The organism is Gordonia sp. Z-3 (genome assembly GCF_036233855.1).
Lineage (GTDB): Bacteria > Actinomycetota > Actinomycetes > Mycobacteriales > Mycobacteriaceae > Gordonia > Gordonia tangerina.
In genome coordinates this window covers 234,519-254,504 of sequence record NZ_JAZARS010000006.1, presented here as the reverse complement: position 1 = coordinate 254,504, position 19,986 = coordinate 234,519, and the positions used below count along the sequence as shown (strand labels likewise).

Below are 19,986 nucleotides of genomic sequence, written 5' to 3'. Positions count from 1 at the left end.
TGAGGATCACAGAGGCAGGACGGGTGCGCCGATCTGACCGCTCGACCTTCGTTCCACTGTGCGAATCGCTGTCGAGAACGTCTCGATCTGCCCGGCCATCAGATGCTTGTCGAGCTTGTCGATCGCCCCGTTGGCGGGCGCGGCAGTCAGATACGTCTGCGACGGGATCAGCGACATCGTGGCGATACCGCTCTTGTAGAAGGGTGCGCCTTCACCGAAGTACAAGGCGGGCAGCGGATCACACGTGACGGTCCGCTCGTTCGCGGTCCCGCGGACGCTGGCCAGGTAGATCGACCGCATCGCGGGTGTGGTGGTGTAGCACCAGCCGACCTCGGGCCGCCCGGTCGGCCCGTAGTGACGGTGCTGCGGGTCGTCGAGCCATTCGCGACACCCCAGATGTTCCAGGGTCAGTGCCGCAACAGCTTTCCGATGTGCACCCTTGCCGTCCCACCATTCGGGGTGCATGCGCATCCATCGACTCGACGCCTGCATCGTGCCGATCCCGTTACCGACCTCGGTTTCGAATTGCGGCAACTGGAAGTGCCCGGTGACGAAGACGAACACCAAGGTTCGTCGGCGTCGGTGGGCCGGTATCTGAGCGAACTGTCGGGCCAGGGAGATCAGTCCGATGCCGCCGTTCTCCTCGGCGACGTTGGGTCCGTCGGTGTGGGTGTTGACGATGACGGTCTCGCTCGGGTCGGTGCCGGGCAGGACGGCGAACAGGGTCTCGGTGGCCGCGCCGAGCGCGCGACGCGCGTGCATCACCAGTCGGGCCGATGCGCCGCGGCGTGCCGACGCTCTGACCCGTTCCGCTTCTTGGGGACCCACCCACAGGGCCGGGCATCCCTGGTAGCCGGTGGTGAACGGCGCATACTGGTCGTCGGCCAACGCCTCGCTGACGCCGGTGCGAATGCAGATCACGCCGCGCACACCCGCTCGCACAGCATCTTCCAGCGTCGGGGCGCCGACCGCATCCGACACGCTCGGCAGGTACGCGATCGGATCCGGCGGCGCCGCGTCGACCGGGTACTGCCCGGAAGGCCGGTAGCCCACGGTGATCGGCAGCGGTAACACCGGCACCTCGACCACGGCGATCTTGCCTCGGGCCGGCTCCCACGCACCGATCTGGCCGAGCACACCCAGGTACTGCAGCGGCGCAGTGACGCCGTCCGGCCCGGTGACCCCCGAGTACGGGAAGTAGAAGGCGACCGGCACCGGTGTGCCGTCGATCGCGAGTTCCCAGCGCAGCGGGTCCCATCGGTCGAAGGTCAGCCGGTCGCGGTGCACGTCGAGACCGATGCGGTCGAGGTCTGCTTCCAGCGAGTCGATGAATCGGCGATGGGCGGGATTGCCGGTGAGCCGAGGTCCATGATCGGCGAGTTCCAGATTTCGATCCCAGATCTCGTCGGTGCTCAGACCGCGGGGAAATCCACCCGGTGCGGCGTCTGCGGCGCCCGGCCGTGCGGCGAGCATCGCGCCGGCGACGCCGACTCCAGCCGCCTGCAACAACCGGCGACGACTCAGCGCGTGACCTCGCAGCCCAGACGAATCGGGTTCCCCAACCATTCCATCTCCCTGACGACGACGGCCCGTGAACGTGATGTGGCTCACGGCGGTGGCATGAATGTAGTCCCGTTCAGGAAAGAAAAACAAGGGCGTACTTTTATCGGTGGCGGCGGACAGACCTGTCCCGACGCCGCTTCGGTGACTGTCTGCGCAGGTCAGGCGGCCAGATCGTCGTCGTGATAGCTTCACGTGGTCATCGACGTCCCGTACCGCTGGAGGAAGACCCCGATCATGGCGACCAGTGGCGGCGAGCCGGGAGGTGCGCCTGCCGATTCCCGCGGCATCGTCGTCGCCATCGTGCCGGGGGTGTTCTTCACTCCCCCGGCGCCGCTCCCCCGGGGTCGGCATAGCATCCCTCGCGTTCAGATCGACGCCGCACAGCAGGAGCGGCTCCTCATCGCGCTCACCGAACTCGTCGCGGCGCGGGGCTATGCCGCGGTCAGCGTCGCCGACATCGTCGAGCGGGCGCAGGTGTCGCGGGCCGCGTTCTACCGGGTGTTCGCCGACAAGCAGGCGTGCGCGCTGGCCGCCTACGACAGATTCATCGAAGTGTTGCTCACCGGCATCGCGGCACGGCTGAATCCCGAGCAGAGTCTCGCCGACTTCGTGGACGCATGTCTACGCGGCTATCTGGAACCGATGCAGCGCGATCCGGTGGTGGGCCGCGCTTTTCAGGTCGAGATCGACGCGATGGGTGCGCCCGCCCGGCGGCGTCGGCGGCACTCGTTGCAGCTGTTCGCCGACACCGTGGCCGACCATCACCGCCACATCGCCGACACTCGGCACGAGGGCGACGTACTTCCCCCATCGGCGTATCTCGGTGTCGTCTACGCGGTTCGCCAGATCACGTCGGATGCGCTCGAGACCTCCGACCCGGTCGATTTGCTCGCCTCGATCCCCGAGCTTTCCCGATGGCTGCTCCGGCTGCTCGACCCGGCGGCGACGTGACGTTTGCTGGGCTGGGGCCGCGTCGGCATCCCCGGTCGGGTTCTTGTCGGTTGGCTGTTACTCGAGGTGGGCCACTCCATCCCCGCTCAGATCTGCGATCCCCGCCGACCGACCGCTGAGCACCAGCATCAGCGACTCGGCCGGCCCTTCGACGACGGGGCCGTCGCCGCCGGTCCAGTCGAGGTCGGTGGCCACCCAGCGCACCGTGGTCGGCGTGGTGCCGAAGATGTTCTTGCCCGCGTTGTCGACCAGGAAGTCGAGTACCTCCCGGACACGGTCGGGCTCGAAGTCAGCGGCGATGCCGAGCGGTCGGCGGATGTCGAGGCCATGCACGAGGGTGTCGGTCAATGGTGCGCGCGGCCCCTGCCCGGGCGGGGTGAAGCGTTTGTCGGCCTTGTCGCGCAGCGTCTTCGGCAGATCGGGGTATCTCCCCGCAACCTTTGCGGTCATGGCGATGTTGGCGCGATCGAAGTTGCCACGGGCGCGCAGCATCGCCAGCCCGAACGCGGGGATCGACACCACCAGCGGAACCACCAGATGGGCCACCACGTCGCGACAGGTCCAGCCGCCACACAACGACGGCGTGGCCCACTGGTCGTCGGTGAAGGTGCTGGCCAGATCGGCCAGGCGGCGGCGCTCATCAGCGATGGCGGTGAAGATCTCGTCGTCGTTCACGGGGCACCGTCGCTTTCGTGTCGATGTCGGTGACTCCAATGGTCACACGGTGAGCAAATCCTGACGCGTGGTCACGACACCTCGCCTGTGCTCCGTGGCGTGTGCGTCATAGCGTCTCGGGAGATTGCCGTTCGTGCGGTAGGAACTCCGCCGCCACCTCCGCACGGTCAGCCATCGCACGTTGAACGTCGGCGTGCAGTTTCACGCCCTCGGCGAGCCACCTGTCAGGATCGGCAAGCGGTTCGTCGTGGTGCCGAGAACCCCAATGCTCGTTCCAAGCCTCCAGTTCGGCAGCCAAGCCGCGACTCAGGCCGAGGCGACGAGGATCGGCTGGATAGTTGTCGGTGAACGACTCCCAGAGTGGACCCGCTCCTCCCCATTCAGGAAACATGCGGATGACCCGCAGCCCGTCTGGCAAGACGACCGGTTTCGAGTCTTGCGACCTGGCCGCCAAATACCGCGTCTGCATATCGCGGCGAGATTGCCTCTCGGCGAAAGTTCTTGGCGCGATCCGGTAGTCGTAGCCGGAGAGCCACGTCAGGTCGGCACCTCGTGATCCCTCGTGGATCAATGCCAGCGACCACAGCTTGCCACTGTCGGTGTAGTAGTAGCCAGCGTCTGAGATCAATCGGGTGACGTCACGGCACCAATGATCGAACGCCTCCACGTGGTAGCTGCCGGCTTCGTAGGAGAACACGAACAAACGGAACATCGGCTCAGCACCAACCCACTCCTCGCGTTCCTCATCGACCGGCCGACCATCCATTCGGCCATCCTATGCGGTGGCGCGAGATGGATCGGGCCGTCACTCTTGTCCGAGCGTCTTCGCCAGCGGCGCAAGCGCATCCAGATAGATCGACGCCAACATCTCCGATTCGTCGGCGGTGTTGCGCATCCGGCCGGCCTCGGTGGCGTCCCATTGGGCGTCGACCTCGTTCTCGAAGTCGTCGATGGCGCTGACCCGATCCAGCCAGTCCCGCTTGTCCTGGCGCTGCTGGATGGCGGCCACGATCTGCTGGTACTCGCCCAGCGCGCCGAGCCGTTCGACGAGTCCGTCGAGACGCCGCGACAACAGTTGCGCCTTGGCGGCGTAGGTGGTGACGACGTCGTGGTCGGCGGCCAGGTTGGTGGGCGGATCGCCCAGGAGTGAGATCTGGTCGCGGACGTTGGCGGCCGACGTCGCCAACGCGGTGACCTCGGCGGCGAGGTCGACGCGGACGCCGTGCCGGTCGAAGAAGTCGAGCTTCCAGGCGGGATAGTCGCTCACGCGGTCGGCGACCAGGCCGGCGGTCGCGGCTATCTGTCCGATCGATTCGTTGCGGAGACGGTCGACGTTGACGAGGTCGGGGTCCCACCGGTGCGCCGCGAGTTGCCGGTACTGCTCGGACTCGGCCGGTTCGGCCTGCTCTTGGATGGCGCGGCACCGCGCCCAGCGGCGGGCGCTGGCGGCGCGGAGGTCCTCGGCAAGTTCCGCCAGCGGCTCGTTTGGGGTGTCGAGCTGCGGGTCGGAGTCGGCGGGCAGCGACTTCTGGGTGGACGATCCGATCCGTCGGACCCGGTCAGCGATTCCTGTGCCCAACGACCGGACACCGTCGACCAGCCAGGACCCGACGACCACCAGGGCAACCGCGATCGCCGCCACCACGACGACAATCACGAGGAGCCTGATCACCTCTCCAGTACAGCACGATCAGCGGGGTCGCCGGTGAGTTCGGGGCGCTGACCTCGGTGGATGAGGTCGGCCGGACCGAAGGAGGCGGACAATCCTCACTTGACTTCGCCGTCTGAAGAGGACGCGTCTGTGCTGGTCGTATCGCCGTCGACCACGCCCAGCGCGTCCATGATGAGCGCGCTCAACGACTCTTGCCAGGCGGCAGATCGCGGGAGATGGTCAGCCATGTGAGTTCCCGATTGATCTCGTCATATTGGTGAATCAGAAAGTTCCGATTGGCGACTGCCAAGGTCCACTCCACACCTTCAGGTGCGAGGACGCCAAGTCTGGAGAGTCGGTTCGCGGCCTCGCCGAGTTTCATCATCAACGAATCGCCCGCTTCCTGCAGCAGTTCGTCGCCCATGTAGTCGCCCTTGCCGCGCTCTTTGATCTCCTGAACGCGCTCCAACCAAGCGCGGATATGCAGTAGTTCCTTGGCCGCCTTCCGATTCATCAGAGCAGAATTGCCTCATCGCGAATATCGTCGTCGAGGCCGGCTTTCAGGCCGCCGTACTCGACGAGATCGATCTCGCGACCGAGGACCTCCTCGAGGAGTCGTTTAAAGCCGACGAAGTCGAACGACGACGCAGAGTCGGGGGCCTCCACGATCAGGTCGATATCCGAGTCGGGATCTGCCTCCTGGCGAGCGACCGAACCGAATGCGGCCACGCGCGTGTACCCGCGTTGCGCGGCAAGCACTTTGAGGACGGGCGCGGCGGCTTCGAGCAGCATCTCAGGGTGCACCCCGTTGAGGTCGGGCGCGAACTTGAGTTGCTGGCTGACTGCCGGCTGAGTGATGTCGAGAGCCTCGGCGATCTCTCGCTGAGACTTCCCGGTCGCCGCCAGCGCCCGTAACGCAAGGATGCGCCGCAGTCGCGCAACTTCCTCGTCACGCCGGGCGCTGCGATATTCGCCAGCGAGATCCATAAGCCAATCTTATCAGCGGTGGGCGCGGACATTGGGCCACGTCAGCGATGCCGATATCGCGTACCTCAGGCGGCCGGCAACAAGTGACGGCATGACGCAGACATACCCTCACTTATCGTCTAACTGAAGGTATGGTCGCCTCATGCCCTCACTTTCTGCCGACAACCGCAGCCAGAACCCCTGGCCCGCGGTGTCCAGTGAGGTTGTCGAGTGGTCCCCGACCATTCCTGCTGACTTGCTGACCCGGGCGCAGCGCGAGCGGTACCGCGGTCCGTACCGTGCAGCTCTGGTCCCGCACGTCGCCGACCTGACCCCGCATGTTTCTCCCGAGACGTCCGCCCTGGTCGCCGAGGCCAGTTCGGTGATCACCCGTTTCGATGCCGAACTCGGCAACGAGCTCGCACCCTTTTCCGCCATCCTTCTCCGCTCCGAAGCTGCGTCGTCGTCGCAGATCGAGAATCTGTCGTCGGGCGCCAAGCAGATCGCGCTCGCCGAGTTGGGCAGCCGAGAGAAACGCAACGCCACCGAGATCGCCGGCAATGTTGCGGCAATGACTGCGGCCATCGAGCTGGCCGACCGACTGGACACCAACGCGATTCTGGCTATGCACCGCGCTTTGATGGAGGACACGAGTCCCCAGATGGCTGGGCGGTGGCGCGAGGATCAGGTATGGATCGGCGGGACCAGCATCGGCCCCCATAGCGCCGACTTTGTCGCGCCCACCCCCGCGCATGTGCCTGGTCTCATGGACGACCTCATTGCATTCTCGCACCGCGCCGATGTTTCGCCGCTGGTCCACGTCGCGGTTGCGCACGCCCAGTTCGAGACCATCCATCCATTTCCCGACGGCAACGGGCGGACCGGCCGCGCGCTCGTGCAGGCAATGCTGCGCGCAAGCCCGCTGACGCAGAACGTCACCGTGCCGGTGTCGGCGGGGCTGCTCGCCGACACGCGCAGCTACTTTGCCGCGTTGGATGCCTATCGGTCTGGCGATCTGTCGGCGATCGTCGAAACGTTCTCGTATGCAGCGCTTTCCGCCGTAGACAACGGCAGCCGACTGGTCTCTGATCTGCGTCGCATTCGCGAGTTGTGGGGCGAACGCCTTCGTGCTCGTCGGGGATCGGGCGCCCAGAAGCTGATGGATCTCCTACTCCAGCAGCCGGTGGTGGATCGACGAGCCACCGCGGCCGCGTTGGGCATCTCCCCCGACAACGCCGGCAGGGCCATCGACCCCCTAGTCGAGGCGGGAATCCTGCGCGAGTTCACCGGATTCACTCGCAACAGGATGTGGCAGGCAGCGGAAGTCACCGACGCGCTCGATGAGTTCGCGGGGAGGGCGGCGAGGCGGAGCCGGCAGTGAGGTGAACGTGCCGGAAACCGGAACGTTCACCTCAGTGGGATGCGTCGGCGTGCTTGCCGCCCCGCTTCGGGATGACGTGCATGATCGCCACGATGATCGCGCCGATCACCAACCCCACGAGCGCGGAGACCACGGTCCCCGCCGTCCACGACAGAACACCGCCCAACGAGTGGGACAACTCGTGGAACCAGTGCTCGATGTCGTGCAGACGGTCAGCGGGCCAATGGAATCCGGCTTCGCCGACGTTGACGATCAGGATGTGCCCACCGACCCACAGCATCGCGGCGATGCCCACCACGGTCAGGGTCGACATGATCTTCGGCATCGCCTTGACCAGGCCGCGGCCGATGCGTTGGCTTGCTGTCGACTTGCGTTGCGCCAGTGACAGTCCCACGTCGTCCATCTTGACGATCACCGCGACGACGCCGTAGACCAGCGCGGTGATGAGGAAGGCCACCACGATCAGCACCAGCAAGCGGGTGAGGAACGGTTCGGATTCGACCGACGACAGCGAGATCACCATGATCTCCGCCGACAGGATGAGGTCGGTGCGGATGGCACCGCTGACCATGGACTTCTCGAACTCGGGGCCCTTTGCCACGGCCGGCACCTCGTCGGCGTCGTGGTGTCCGTGGCCGCCGCCGAGGGCTTCGTACACCTTTTCGGCACCCTCATAGCTCAAGAACAGTCCGCCGGCGATCAGCAGATACGGCAGCGCTTGCGGCAGGAACTGGCTGAGGATCATCGCCACCGGCAGGATGATCAGCAGCTTGTTGCGGATGGACCCGACGGCGATCTTGCGGACGATCGGCAGCTCGCGGTCGGGGGTGAAGCCGTGGACGTAGCGCGGCGTCACGGCCGTGTCGTCGACGACGACGCCCGCCGCTTTGATGCTGGCCTTGCCGGCCGCCGCACCGATGTCGTCGAGCGACGCCGCGGCCGCTCGGGTCAAGGTCGCGATGTCGTCCAACAGCGCAACGAGGCCACCGGCCACCAGAACCTCCCGGGTCAGACGCACGAGTCATCGATCAGTATGCCCCGCTGATCTGACGTGCGGCGGACGCAGGGGCGAGCGCATCGCGAGGGTCGCGAAACTGTCGTACCCCGTTCGTATCGTCGTCGTCATCGGCAGCCGCCGGTCCACCCATCGAGCAAGGAGGACCATGACCACCGAGGCCTACGACGACCACGATCACGACGACGAGTTCGATGACGAGTTCGAGGGCTACGACGAGCAGGTCGCCGAGTCGTGGCGGGAGTTCACCCACGACCTGGCCGTGCGTCTGGGTGATCTGCGGTTCGGGTCGTTCGATTTCATCGAACTGACCCATCCCGTCGGTACCCGCGAGCAACTGCTCATCACGTTTCGGGCCAACCGCGCGAGCCGCGTCCGCGCGACCGTGCCCCGCAGCGCGCTGGTCGGGCCACGCCAGCCCGAGTGGGTGCAGACGCAACGAACGTTCGAGGCGTTGGACTGGCGCTATCTGCCGCGCAAAGAGGAGTACATCCGGGAGTTCGGTCGCAAGCAACTCTTCCGAGCTTCGGTCCAGACCATTACGCTGCTGCGAGGTCAGTGGGGCGTCACCCATCCGTCGTTCCTGTCGCTCACCGACCCGTTCAGCACTGTGCACCCGTTCTCGCTCACCGGGTGAGGCGCGACGCGGGCCACCCGTCTCCGCCGACTGGGCGCTCGATCACGTGAGGCACTCGATCCGTTGACTGGGCGTCGTTTTCCGTCGAGTGAGCGCGATTTTTCGTTGACTGGGTACCGGCGCCCACAGCGTGGACACGTCGCACTACCCACTCGACCAGAAACGGCGCCCACTCGACGGAGATGAGCGCCCAATCGACGGAAAACGGCACCCACTCGACGGTTGGACACTGCCGCGAACTGCGCCCATTGGCGGCCCTTCAATGCGCGTTCTTGACACCAGAAGACCGGAAATTGACAGTAGAGCCCATGGCCGTGATCCGGGGGACGTCGCTGCTCGGCTTCGCCGAGCTCGTGGCGCAGCTGGGTGCCGACCCCGACCCGCTGCTGCGCCGCGCCGGGATCGCGCCCGACGACGCCGGACGCTTCGATGCGTTCCTCACCTATGCGTCGTTGATCCGGGTACTGGAGTCGGCCGCCGAGGCCACCGACCGCGCCGACTTCGGTCGGTTGTTGGCGCAGCGGCACGGCATCGAGATCCTCGGGCCGGTGGGTGTCGCGGCACGTACCGCCGGTTCGGTGGCCGCGGCGTTCACGATCTTCGAGAAGTATCTGGGCGCCTACAGTTCGGGGTTGACCGCCCGCACACACCCGCTGCCCGACGACCGACTCGCGTTCATCGAGCTGCGGTTGCTGATGCCGCATCCCCCGGCACATCCGCAGACCACCGAGCTGAGCCTCGGCGCCACCCTGCAGGTGCTGCGGTTCCTGCTCGACGCCGGCTACGCCCCGCTGTCGGTACATCTGCCGCACGAGGCGCTGACCTCCCGTGACGACTATCTGCACTACTTCTCGTGCACCCCGCGCTTCGGGGAGCCGCGTGCCGGGTTCACCATCCTGACCGCCGACCTCGACCACCCTCTCGTCGACGACGAACACACCCACCGCGCAATGCTCGGCTACCTCGACACCGTCATCGACCGCACCGCTCCAGGCGTCACCACGTCGGTCCGGGAGTTGGTGCGGCAACTGTTGCCGACGATGTCGGCGACGCTGCCGGTGGTGGCCGATCAGTTCGGGTTGCACCCCAAGGCGCTGCAGCGACTCCTCGCCGGCGAGGGGACCAGCTTCCTCGCCGTCGTCGACGACGTGCGCCGCGAGATGGCGCAGCACTATCTGCGTGACACCGACGTCACGCTGTCGCACTTGGCGCACGAACTGGGGTATGCCGAGCAAAGTGTGTTCAGTCGATCCTGTCAGCGGTGGTTCGGGTCGTCGCCCGCCCGGCTACGCAGGCAGTGGCGCACGAGCCGACCGCTCGATGAACCGGTCTGACCGCTGAGTGTCCTGTGAAGTCAAGTTTCTGTCCTGTGCTGTCAATACAGTGCCGGGCAATCCGGACAATGATGCAGATCACACCTGTGTGTCGAGTGAAAGGGGGTCCACAGGATGCGCTGCCGGACCGCGCCCTTCGCGAAACCCACCGCCTGTGCCGCGTCGGAGTGCCACGCTCGGATGTGATCCGCCACCCGCCACCGACCCGACCCCGAACACCTGAAGGAGAAGTCTCGATGCTGAGCACCATGCAAGATGCCCCGCTGTCGATCGCGCAGCTGCTGCGCCACGGCAGCACCGTCCACGGCACCGCCGAAGTGGTCACCTGGACCGACGACGGTCCGCGTCGTCGCAGTTACGCCGACGTGGGCAAGCGCTGCGCGCAACTCGCGCACGCCCTGCGCGGGCTGGGCGTGACCGGCGACGAGCGGGTGGGCACGTTCATGTGGAACAACGCCGAGCATCTCGAGGCCTACCTGGCAATCCCGTCGATGGGCGCAGTGCTGCACACACTGAACATCCGGCTGTTCCCCGAGCAGCTGGTGTTCGTGGCCAACCACGGTGAAGACCACGTCATCATCGTCGACCCCACCCTGCTGCCGCTGCTCAATCCGCAGCTGCCGCAGCTGAAGACGGTCCAGCACGTCATCGTGACCGGCGACTCGACCGCAGGCGTGGAGGCACCCGAAGGGGTGCAGGTGCACTCCTACGAGCAGTTGATCGCCGACCAGCCGACCGAGTTCGACTGGCCCGAGGTGGACGAACGTTCGGCCGCCGCGATGTGCTACACGTCGGGCACCACCGGCGACCCGAAAGGCGTTGCCTACTCCCATCGTTCGATCTACATGCACTCGATGCAGGTGTGCATGACCGACGGCCCCGCACTCAAGCAGGGTGATCGGGCGCTCGCGGTGGTGCCGCAGTTCCACGCCATGTCGTGGGGACTCCCCTACGCGGCGTTCATGATCGGTGCGTCGCTGATCATGCCCGACCGCTTCCTGCAGCCTGAGCCGCTGGCCGCCCTGATCGCCGCCGAGAAGCCCAACTTCTCCGCCGCAGTGCCCACCATCTGGCAGGGTCTGCACCAGTACCTCGAGGCACATCCGCAGGACATCTCGTTCATGAAGGACGTGCTGATCGGTGGGTCGGCGGTGCCGCCGTCGCTAATGCACACCTTCGAAGAGGACCACGGCGTCCAAGTGCTGCACGCGTGGGGCATGACCGAGACGTCGCCGCTCGGTTCGGTGGCTCGCCCGCCCGCCGACACCGAGGGTGAGGAGCGTTGGCGCTACCGCTACACCCAGGGTCGGTTCCCGGCGTCGGTGCAGGCCCGCCTCGTCGACGACCTCGGCGAGGTGGTTGCGCACGACGGCAAGAGCGTCGGTGAACTGGAGGTCCGCGGCCCGTGGATCACCGGCTCCTACTACGGGGTCGACGCACCGGAGAAGTTCCAGGACGGCTGGCTGCGCACCGGCGATGTCGGCACCATCACCCCTGACGGCTACCTCACCCTGACCGACCGCACCAAGGACATCATCAAGTCCGGCGGCGAATGGATCTCGTCGGTGGACCTGGAGAACGCCGTGATGGGCCATCCCGACGTCATCGAGGCCGCCGTCATCGGCATCCCCGACGCCAAGTGGGACGAGCGGCCGCTGGTCGCGGTGGTGCTGCGGGAGGGCTCTGACGCCACCGCCGACATCCTCCGGGAGTTCCTGTCCGACAAGGTCGCCAAGTGGCAACTGCCGGAGAACTGGACTGTGATTCAGGAGGTGCCGAAGACCAGCGTCGGCAAGTTCGACAAGAAGCGCCTGCGCTCGCAGTACCAGGACGGCGACCTCGACGTCACGCGGATCTGAGGCGCGGGTCTCTGCCGGCCGCGGGCCGGAGTGTTCGTCCCCCGGGTGTTGTTTCATCCGCCGACTGCGGTCGGCGGGTGAGGCGATACCCGGGGGACGAATTGTGTTGGGGCGGAGCGTCGTCGTCGGCGGCGGCGATGTCCGCGGGCAGCCCGTCAAGCACGGGACCGTGGCGTATATGCTACGGTTGACGTGTTGGTGCATCAGCACTATAGGGAGCGGGGACGCCATGAACGAGGCTTTCAACACACTGCTCGAACTCGAGGGCCGTGACCCCGAGTTCGTGCGCGCCTACGCTGCGGAGTCCGCGCGGATCGAGGCAATCGACTCGATCATCAACGCACTCGACGAAGCGCGGGCTGAAGCAAATCTGAGTAAAGCGGCCCTGGCCCGCGCGATCGGCTCCGAGGCAAGCACCGTACGACGTCTCCTCTCAGCCGAATCGGTGAATCCGACACTCAGCACCATCGCCGAGGTGGCTGCGGCACTGGGCATGAAGGTGACGCTCACGCCGATGACAAGGGAGGAGCGCACCCGTATCACCGAGCCGATGCGGGCCTGCGCCTAGCACCACTAGATTCCGTCCAGCGCTTCGCGGATGTCCTCCGCGGTGACCAGTGACCGTGGGTTGCGTCGTCGGTACTCCTCGCCGAATTTCCGCACACCTGCGTACCGGACATCTGACATGGTCGTCTGGTAGCGCTTCGCGGCACCATCTATCACCACGAGCAATGGCGCTGCCTTTTCTGCAGCGTCGTAGTCCAGTAAGCAGAACAACCGGTAGTGCCACTTTCCGTTCGGGGTCTTCGAGGTGATCCGCACTTCGAAGTATCCGGTCATGTCGCCGTGCATCGCTTCCCACTGTCCGCCGCCGGCGAACCGCTTCGGTGGAGCCTTGGCCACCGCTGCAAGGGTGGCGAGCAGCCTCGCCCTCACCTTCACAGGAAACTCCAAAAGTGAATCAAGGCCGGGAGCCGCCCGCGCGGCGTCGTCGCTGTGGTGCCGTTCGAAGAACACCACTTCGTGCGGAGTGTCGGACGGGAGGGGATCGACCCGGGACTTACTGCTCACGAGTCCAGCTCATCACCACCGACCGACAGAACGCGGACGGCAGCGCAAGCGGCACCGTCCACGACGGTTCGTCCCCCGGGTGTTGTTTCGTCCGCTGGCCGCAGTCGGCGGGTGAGGCGATACCCGGGGACGAATTGTGTTGGGGCTCAGTTGTCGAGCAGATCGGCGAGCGCGTCGTCGAGGTGCGGGAAGCGGAACTCGAAGCCGAGGTCGTCGAGCACCTGGGACCGGGCGCGTCGTCCGGTGAGGCCCAGGGCCGGGTCGGTGCGCAGCGCGACGGCGCCCAGCCGCAGCAGCGGGGCGGGGGTCGGCGGAGCCGGCGGACGATGCAGCGTCCGGCGCAGCGATGCCATCAGCTCGGCGTTGCGCACCGGGTGCGGGCTGGCGCCGACGACGACGCCGTCGGGGATGGTGATCGCGGTGTCCAGACCCAGTGCGGCACGGGCGATCGCCAGCCAGTCGTCGATGTGGATCCAACTGAACCACTGACGGCCCGACCCGACGCGACCACCGAGCCCGACGCGGGTGAGGTCGGCGAGGCGTTTCATCGCCGGGGCCTGATTGTCGAGGACGATGGAGGTGCGCAGCACTACGAGGTGCTCGGTGTGCGCGCCGGAAACCGCCTCCTCCCACGGCCGGGCGACGCCGGTCATCTGCGGCAGGCCCTCGGGGACGGGTGTGGTCTCGGTGCACCACTGCTCGCCGGCGTCGCTCCAGATGGCGGTGGTGCTGGCCTGCAGCCAGTGCGCGATCGGGCTGTCGCGCAGCTTCGACGCAGCCACCAGGGCTCGGGTGGCGTCGACGCGGCTGTCGCGCAGCCGCGCGATGTTGCGTTCCGTCGGACGACAATCCACCAGCTTGCCGGCCAGATTCGCCACCGCGACCGGACGGCCCGACACGAGGATGTCGGCCCAGTCGCCGACGGTACGACCGTCCCATTCCAGCAGCTCGAAGGGCGACGCCGAGTCAACGCTGCGCGTCAGGATGATCGGTCGATGCCCACGACACGCTAGGTCGGCGGCCAGATGCTGTCCGAGTGCGCCGCTGCCGCCGACCAGGACGACGGACAGTGCGTCGTCGACTGGTGCGAGGCCGGCCAGGCGAGCCAGGCGGGCGAAGTCCACTCGGTCGGTCACGTGTGGGACGGCAGACCGCAGCGTTCGGCTCGCCGGGCCTGTCACGGTGACCTTATCGGTGACAACACACCCGCCGTCGGCCGGTGTGAGGTGGAAGTCGATGATCGTCGCCCCCACCGGCTCCTTCTGCGTCAGCTGCATATGACGGCCCGGGTTATAGGCGGTGATGGTGAACGGTGGCGCGGAGCGTCGATGCAGTGGTCCGGCGACGCGATGCGTCTGCACGTAGGAACCTTCGGCGCCGACGGCGATCGCGTCGTCGACGGTCACCGATCGATACCCGCTGTGCCATTCGGGCAGCCGGGACGGATCGCCGAGCACCTGCCACAGCGCACCGGCGTCGAGGGCGATGAACTGGGCGTACGTCGTTGTACTGGCCATGTCTCACGGTAGGCCGGTCTTGGATTCGCAGCGCTGTCGCGATTGTCACGTTGACAGCAACGCGGGGAAGCGCCCGCCAGTTTCGAGAAGTGCTCCGCCGACCGCGCTAGCGTCGGCCGAACAAATGACGCCCTGATCACCGTTCAAGTCCGCCTTGTTCGAATTGGTATGCTCCCTCCGACAACGGGCGGAACTGACTTTTCGGGGGTATCAGTGCTGGTTGATCCAGACGTCCTACGTGCTCTGGCAACGCAGACCGTTGACGCTGCCGACAGTATTGACGGTGCCGACCTGCCGGGCGTGGCCGCGCGTGCAGCCGACGGGCTGGACAGATCGACCAGCCAATGGGCCGCCCGCCTGGTAGCTACGCATCTAGATCAGCAGTGCCAGAGGATGCAAGACGGTCTCACGACGATGGGGCAGGCCGTTCGCGGCGCGGGTGAAAACTACCGTGTCACCGATGAGGATCTCGCAGCGGACCTCACCCGCCTCTGGAGGTAGAGACGATGCTGCCGTCACGACCTCGGCTCGAGAGTTGGGACCCCGCGTCACTCGGACCAGGTGGCGCAGCCGTCACGACCGCCGGTCAATACGTTCACGATGCCGTGAGCACGTTGGACGCCGCCTGCCACACCCTCCCCGAGCTAAACGCTTGGTCTGGGGACGCGCACGACGCCGCAGCCGCGATGTTCGGCCGAGCGAACGCTGCCGCCGCTCATCTATCCGACAATGCAGCCGCCGTGGGCACGGCGACCAGCGCCGGCGCCGGTCCGCTCGGTGACGCACGGGCTTCGCTCCTCGCCAAGGCCAACGACATTGACGCCGGGGATCTCTGGGTGACGGATGACTGGGTCGTCCTGATCAAGGCAGCCCCGCTGTCAGCGGACGAAGCGGAAACCCTCGCGGACCGAGCAGTCGCCGAGCAGGTCGTAGTGAATCGCTTCTTGCTCGCCGTCGGTGACGCAGACGAGGAAACAGCCAACAGCATTGTGGCCGCGGCGAGCGCCCATGGGTTCGAGATTCCGAGATCGATCATCCCGCTGCCGGGGACCAGCAGGCCCGCCGATGAAGTCCCCAACCCTCAGAACCCCATGGGCCTGTACCAGCAGGCGCTGGTGCGCTCCGAGGACATGGGAGTGACGGTGCGTGAAACCACCAAGCACGAGGACGCGGTGGGGAACCGGGTCACCACCATGCACATGCAGGACGGGAGTCGGCAGGAACACACCCTCATGAATCCCTATCGCGGGCCGGTGGCAGCGTCCGTGTTCAACGACGTCCGGGTATTGCACTACGACAGGAACGGGAACGAGATTTCCAAGAGCAGGTCGTGGGAGAACTTCGAAGGCACGAAGTTCATGACGACCACATGGGCGGACGGGACCACGGTGCACGCCGAAGAGTGGGAGGACGGCTACAAGGTTGCCCGCGTCAGCACCGCCGACGGACGGACCGGGGAGATCCCCGCCGACAGTCCGTTCTTCACGCATCCAGGCCTGACGACAGTGGGTGGCGCGATGAGTGGACTCGACGAGTATGCGACGCGCGGGGGAGGTATTCCGACGCTCAGCGCCGACGACGTCAAAAAGGTTGGGGTTGGCGCAAGATTTGCTGGGCCGGCACTGGGTATTGCGACGGCCATCTACGATGTCGCCACCGCAGACGCCGGACAGAGATGCGAAGCCGCAATATCAGGAACGTTCGGCGTGGTCGGCGGCGCAGTGGCCGGCACAGCCGGGGGTGCGCTCGGGGCTGCAGCAGGCATGGGCGCGGCATCGGCACCAGCTGCCGTAGGCGGCGCCGCGGTAGGCGGCACGCTCGGCAGTTGGGCGGGCGGTTGGGTCGGCCAAAAAGTTGCCGGGGTGGTCTGCCGATGATCGCCCTCACCGCTCCCAGCCGCTGGCGAGGTCCTTCGAAATGGATGGTCGCCGGCATGGTGTTTTTCGTTGCGGCCGTGCCCTTCTGCCTCAACTGGGCTGTGCGAGCTCTGCTCAACGGCAATGCGCTGACGTCCCTGGTCGCTGTGGGCCTGGGCGTTTCGTTGTGCGGCTATGCAGCGGCCGGATACCGCCTCTATCGGAGGCGGGTAATCCCTCGGGCGACATCAACTTCCGACGGCACGATCGTCGAGCCCGACTACGTCTCGCGACGAATCATGAGCACGACTTTCTGCGGGCTCATCCTCAGCGGAGTTCTATTCGCTGTTCTTGCCCCCCAAGACAAGGTTGACCTCGATCTCAGCGACGGCCAGCGACTCTTCTTCTCGATCGGGGCATTGCTTGTTGCCATTCTGTGCGTCCCCGCTTTGATCGGTTCCGCATTCCGTGATGGGCCTCGCATCGCGCTTGGCAGACAAGGCGTCGACTTCTACAACGGAAGGCGGTGGACGACGTTTCAGTGGGACGAAATCCAGGCCATCCTCGACTACATCCCGGAGGGGAAGTCCAACACAGGCCATCCGATCACCGTCATCGCGACCGACGACCGGCAGTTCACGCTGGACACACCCGACTCCTACACGCCGGGAGGCACTGCGCTCTTCTGGATGCTGCGGTACTACTGGCTCACCTCTGACGCGCGCGACGAGTTGGCTGACGGTCGAGCAGTCACGCGATATCTGGAGAGCCGGTTCGAGATGATCTAAGAGCCGAGGCAAGAGGGCAGCTGATGGCTTGTTGTGCCGGAACGGGGTTCTGGACATACGACCCGCGGGCTTTGACAGCCGCGCTGCCGTCGAGGTGACCGAGCGATAGCCGTGCCGATCCAGCAACATGCCGGGTGCCGAGCATTTGCCATACAGCGCGTCGGCGTCGAGATGTTGGGAGCCGTGAACCTCGGCGTTGCGAACTCGCACCTGATTAACTCAGACCATGGCCCGCGTTCCCCGCCTTGTGTTTCTTCGTGTCCTCGTCATCCTCGGACTGGCTCTCGGATCGGTGGTGTTCGCCGCGGCACCGTCGGCGATCGCCGCACCCGGCCCGGGCTCACCGTTGCCGTCGGCCGACCCCTTCTACCGCTACACCGGCCCACTGGAGAACATCGAACCCGGAACGGTACTGCGGTCGCGGCCGATGACGTTCCGCACCCCCACGCTCGACAGCCCGATCACCGGGACCCAGGTGCTGTATCGGACCACCGATCAAGCCGGCGATGGCGCCGTCACCGTCGCAACCGTGTTGCGCCCCTTGACGCCCGGGCCCACAAAGCTGGTGTCCTACCACATGGCCTATGACGCGCTCGGGTCGAAATGCGACCCGTCGTACACCCTCAGCGGCGGCTACGCGAACTCGCTGAACACCGCCGAACAGGGCGTGATCGCGGGCTATCTCGCCGCCGGCTACACCGTGGTGGCGCCCGACTACGAGGGCGAGGACCTCGAATGGACCATCGGCCGGCAGTCGGGGTACGCCGCACTCGACGGCGTCCGCGCCGCGCAAATTTTCCTGCGGGTCCCCGACTCCACGCCGGTGGGCCTGGTCGGTTACTCCGGTGGTTCGGTGCCGACCCAGTGGGGCGCCGAGATCGCGCCGCGCTACGCACCCGAGCTCAACATCGTCGGCACCGCCGCGGGCGGCCTGCCCGTCGACCTCGCGCACAACCTGCCCTACATCAACGGCAGCGACCAGTGGGCCGGGGTGATCCCTGCACTCGTGGTCGCCTACCAACGCACCTACGACCTCGACGTCGACTCCTTCCTCTCCACCCGCGGCAAGCAGACCTCCCAGCAGGTCAGCGATGAGTGCATCGTCGAATTCGCCGGCAACTATCCCGGACTCACCAGCGCCGACATGGTGAAACCGCCCTACTCCGGGCTGCTCGACGTGCCCGAGGTGGTCCGCGCAGTCAACGACAACATCATGGGCACTGCCGGTACCCCGCGCTCGCCGCTGTTCCTGGCCGTCGGACACAGCGACGCCATCGGCGACACCATCATGGTCACCGGCGACGTGGTGGGCCTGGCACACGAATACTGCACCCGCGGAGTCGATGTCACCTACGCCCAGTACGACGGGCACACCCACGGGCAAGCGTTCCCGGTGTTCGAGGCGCAGGCCCTGCCGTATCTGACCGAACGGTTCAACGGGGTGCCGACCCGCAGTAACTGCGCGACGATCCCGCAGGGGAACAGTCTGGCGCCGATGGCGGTGCCGTAAGGATGCACCACCATCGGCGGAGGACTTCGCGCGCCGGTCGTTCTTGCGCGCGTGAAGCTTCGCGCGCGAGCGCACGCTAGACGCGCGAGAGACGTTCCGTCAGGCCGGCGCCCCCGCGACGGCCCGCGAGTGGTCGATCTCGATCGGGGTCTCCTCGACCGCTTCGGCGACTGCGGCCGGCTCGGCGCCCGGCCCGAAGTGCGCGAACTGTTCGATGTGCTGATCCAGCGACAGCGGGCTCGGGGTGCCGTAGGTGAAGTAGGTTTCCCACGGCAGCTTGGCGCCGCCGATGGCGAGGCCGGTGTCGATGTCGGACATCTGCCATGTCTTGGTCTGCGCGTCGGGGTCGAGGTGCAGGTAGCCGGCCTCGCCGAACAGTTCAATCCGGTTGCCGCCGGGCTCGAAGACGTACAGGAACTGGCCTTGGGTGATGCCGTGTACGTCGGGGCCGGCTTCGATCTGGACGTCGTAGTCGCGGAACATCTCTGCAGCATCCATGTTGTGCTGACCGGTCCCGTAGTAGAAGGCGACGTGATGCAGTTTGCCTCGCCCGCCGGTCATGTCACGCATACAGGCGACCTCGTGGCCCAGGATGTTGGAGCTCATCCAGGCGCCGATCTCCTCGTCGCCATCGACGACGCGTTCGGTGGTGCGGAAACCGAGGTGGCGTTCGAACTCGTTCTTGACCGAGGTCACATTCGACGCCATCAGATTCAGGTGGTCGATGCGCTTGACCGGGATACCCGACAGCGGCTTCTTCGACGGGCGCGACAGGATCTTGCTCCGCAGTTCCTCAGGCGCCACATACTTCTCGGCCTCCCACACCAGTGACAGGTTGTGGCCGTCGGCGGAGTGATACTCGAAGGTCTTCCCGAAGCCGAACTGATCCTCCGACCACCTGCCGTCGACGTTGCCGTCCTTGAGGGACTTCACCCGACGTTCCAGTGCCTCGGGGGAGCTGGTGCGTAGCGCGGCGTGTCCCATGCCGGCCTGATCGGATTCGGTGATCTTCAGGCTCCACTGGTAGGGGTCCTCGTAGCCGCGCAGGTACACCGACTGCCCCTCGCGCTGCGTGACATACATGCCGAGGAACCGGGTGAAGAAGTCCTCGGTCTCCTGTGGCTTCGGGCTGAACAGTTCGACCCGCGCGAGGTGGGCGATCTCGAATCGGTCTGTGTTCTCGCTCATCGGTACTCCTGTGGTGAATCGTCC

19 protein-coding genes are annotated in these 19,986 nt (G+C 66.2%); 9 read left to right on the top strand and 10 right to left on the bottom strand.

Annotation, left to right across the window (positions count from 1 at the left end; translation table 11 throughout):
- Positions 1-6: 6 nt before the first annotated feature.
- A complete protein-coding gene (locus VX037_RS09315; protein ID WP_328714014.1) occupies positions 7-1,566 on the bottom strand; it encodes a hypothetical protein in 1,560 nt (519 codons plus the stop codon).
- 231 nt (positions 1,567-1,797) lie between these two features.
- Between VX037_RS09315 and VX037_RS09310 the strand changes: the two genes are divergently transcribed.
- Positions 1,798-2,514 (top strand): TetR/AcrR family transcriptional regulator, encoded by a 717-nt coding sequence (locus tag VX037_RS09310; protein ID WP_328714013.1) that lies wholly within the window; start codon positions 1,798-1,800, stop codon positions 2,512-2,514.
- A gap of 57 nt (positions 2,515-2,571) precedes the next feature.
- Here the strand turns inward: VX037_RS09310 and VX037_RS09305 are convergent, their stop codons facing one another.
- The 5 genes from VX037_RS09305 to VX037_RS09285 form a co-directional block, all read right to left on the bottom strand.
- Complete coding sequence (locus tag VX037_RS09305; protein WP_328714012.1) at positions 2,572-3,189, bottom strand: maleylpyruvate isomerase family mycothiol-dependent enzyme; 618 nt, start codon at positions 3,187-3,189, stop codon at positions 2,572-2,574.
- A 106-nt stretch (positions 3,190-3,295) separates the two neighbouring features.
- The gene (locus VX037_RS09300) at positions 3,296-3,955 is read right to left on the bottom strand and encodes a hypothetical protein (RefSeq protein ID WP_328714010.1); all 660 of its coding nucleotides are present in this window, start codon (positions 3,953-3,955) and stop codon (positions 3,296-3,298) included.
- A 39-nt stretch (positions 3,956-3,994) separates the two neighbouring features.
- Positions 3,995-4,861 (bottom strand): hypothetical protein, encoded by an 867-nt coding sequence (locus VX037_RS09295; RefSeq protein ID WP_328714008.1) that lies wholly within the window; start codon positions 4,859-4,861, stop codon positions 3,995-3,997.
- 181 nt (positions 4,862-5,042) lie between these two features.
- Positions 5,043-5,354, bottom strand: coding sequence for a HepT-like ribonuclease domain-containing protein (locus VX037_RS09290; protein ID WP_328714007.1), 312 nt, complete (start codon positions 5,352-5,354; stop codon positions 5,043-5,045).
- Positions 5,354-5,827, bottom strand: coding sequence for a nucleotidyltransferase domain-containing protein (locus VX037_RS09285; protein WP_328714005.1), 474 nt, complete (start codon positions 5,825-5,827; stop codon positions 5,354-5,356). The genes VX037_RS09290 and VX037_RS09285 overlap by 1 nt, the downstream gene beginning before the upstream one ends.
- 142 nt (positions 5,828-5,969) lie before the next feature.
- On the opposite strand from VX037_RS09285, the gene VX037_RS09280 reads away from it, so the two are divergent.
- Positions 5,970-7,187, top strand: a complete 1,218-nt coding sequence (locus VX037_RS09280; RefSeq protein WP_266063228.1) for a Fic family protein — start codon at positions 5,970-5,972, stop codon at positions 7,185-7,187.
- Positions 7,188-7,218: 31 nt separating this feature from the next.
- Here VX037_RS09280 and VX037_RS09275 read toward each other — a convergent pair whose 3' ends face one another.
- Positions 7,219-8,181, bottom strand: coding sequence for a DUF808 domain-containing protein (locus VX037_RS09275; RefSeq protein WP_266063243.1), 963 nt, complete (start codon positions 8,179-8,181; stop codon positions 7,219-7,221).
- A gap of 169 nt (positions 8,182-8,350) precedes the next feature.
- Between VX037_RS09275 and VX037_RS09270 the strand changes: the two genes are divergently transcribed.
- The 4 genes from VX037_RS09270 to VX037_RS09255 all read left to right on the top strand — a co-directional run bounded on the left by VX037_RS09270 (position 8,351) and on the right by VX037_RS09255 (position 12,600).
- Positions 8,351-8,839 (top strand): TY-Chap domain-containing protein, encoded by a 489-nt coding sequence (locus VX037_RS09270; protein ID WP_235721567.1) that lies wholly within the window; start codon positions 8,351-8,353, stop codon positions 8,837-8,839.
- Between the two features lie 308 nt (positions 8,840-9,147).
- Positions 9,148-10,173 carry an AraC family transcriptional regulator gene (locus tag VX037_RS09265; RefSeq protein WP_328714002.1) on the top strand — a complete coding sequence of 342 codons (1,026 nt, stop codon included), beginning with the start codon at positions 9,148-9,150 and terminating at the stop codon, positions 10,171-10,173.
- A gap of 236 nt (positions 10,174-10,409) precedes the next feature.
- Complete coding sequence (locus VX037_RS09260; RefSeq protein ID WP_328714001.1) at positions 10,410-12,032, top strand: long-chain fatty acid--CoA ligase; 1,623 nt, start codon at positions 10,410-10,412, stop codon at positions 12,030-12,032.
- 229 nt (positions 12,033-12,261) lie between these two features.
- The gene (locus tag VX037_RS09255) at positions 12,262-12,600 is read left to right on the top strand and encodes a helix-turn-helix domain-containing protein (protein ID WP_235721564.1); all 339 of its coding nucleotides are present in this window, start codon (positions 12,262-12,264) and stop codon (positions 12,598-12,600) included.
- A gap of 5 nt (positions 12,601-12,605) precedes the next feature.
- Here VX037_RS09255 and VX037_RS09250 read toward each other — a convergent pair whose 3' ends face one another.
- A complete protein-coding gene (locus VX037_RS09250) occupies positions 12,606-13,103 on the bottom strand; it encodes a hypothetical protein (protein ID WP_328713999.1) in 498 nt (165 codons plus the stop codon).
- A gap of 146 nt (positions 13,104-13,249) precedes the next feature.
- The gene (locus VX037_RS09245) at positions 13,250-14,620 is read right to left on the bottom strand and encodes a DUF1731 domain-containing protein (protein WP_328713997.1); all 1,371 of its coding nucleotides are present in this window, start codon (positions 14,618-14,620) and stop codon (positions 13,250-13,252) included.
- Between the two features lie 605 nt (positions 14,621-15,225).
- Here VX037_RS09245 and VX037_RS09235 point away from each other — a divergent pair.
- The 3 genes from VX037_RS09235 (at position 15,226) to VX037_RS09225 (ending at position 18,774) form a co-directional block, all read left to right on the top strand.
- Positions 15,226-16,497, top strand: coding sequence for a hypothetical protein (locus VX037_RS09235; protein WP_328713993.1), 1,272 nt, complete (start codon positions 15,226-15,228; stop codon positions 16,495-16,497).
- Positions 16,494-17,264, top strand: a complete 771-nt coding sequence (locus VX037_RS09230) for a hypothetical protein (protein WP_328713991.1) — start codon at positions 16,494-16,496, stop codon at positions 17,262-17,264. The genes VX037_RS09235 and VX037_RS09230 overlap by 4 nt, the downstream gene beginning before the upstream one ends.
- A gap of 226 nt (positions 17,265-17,490) precedes the next feature.
- Entirely contained in the window at positions 17,491-18,774 is a 1,284-nt protein-coding gene (locus VX037_RS09225) for a lipase family protein (protein ID WP_328713989.1), read from the top strand.
- Positions 18,775-18,873: 99 nt separating this feature from the next.
- Here VX037_RS09225 and VX037_RS09220 read toward each other — a convergent pair whose 3' ends face one another.
- The gene (locus VX037_RS09220) at positions 18,874-19,962 is read right to left on the bottom strand and encodes a VOC family protein (RefSeq protein WP_266063234.1); all 1,089 of its coding nucleotides are present in this window, start codon (positions 19,960-19,962) and stop codon (positions 18,874-18,876) included.
- Positions 19,963-19,986 lie beyond the last annotated feature (24 nt).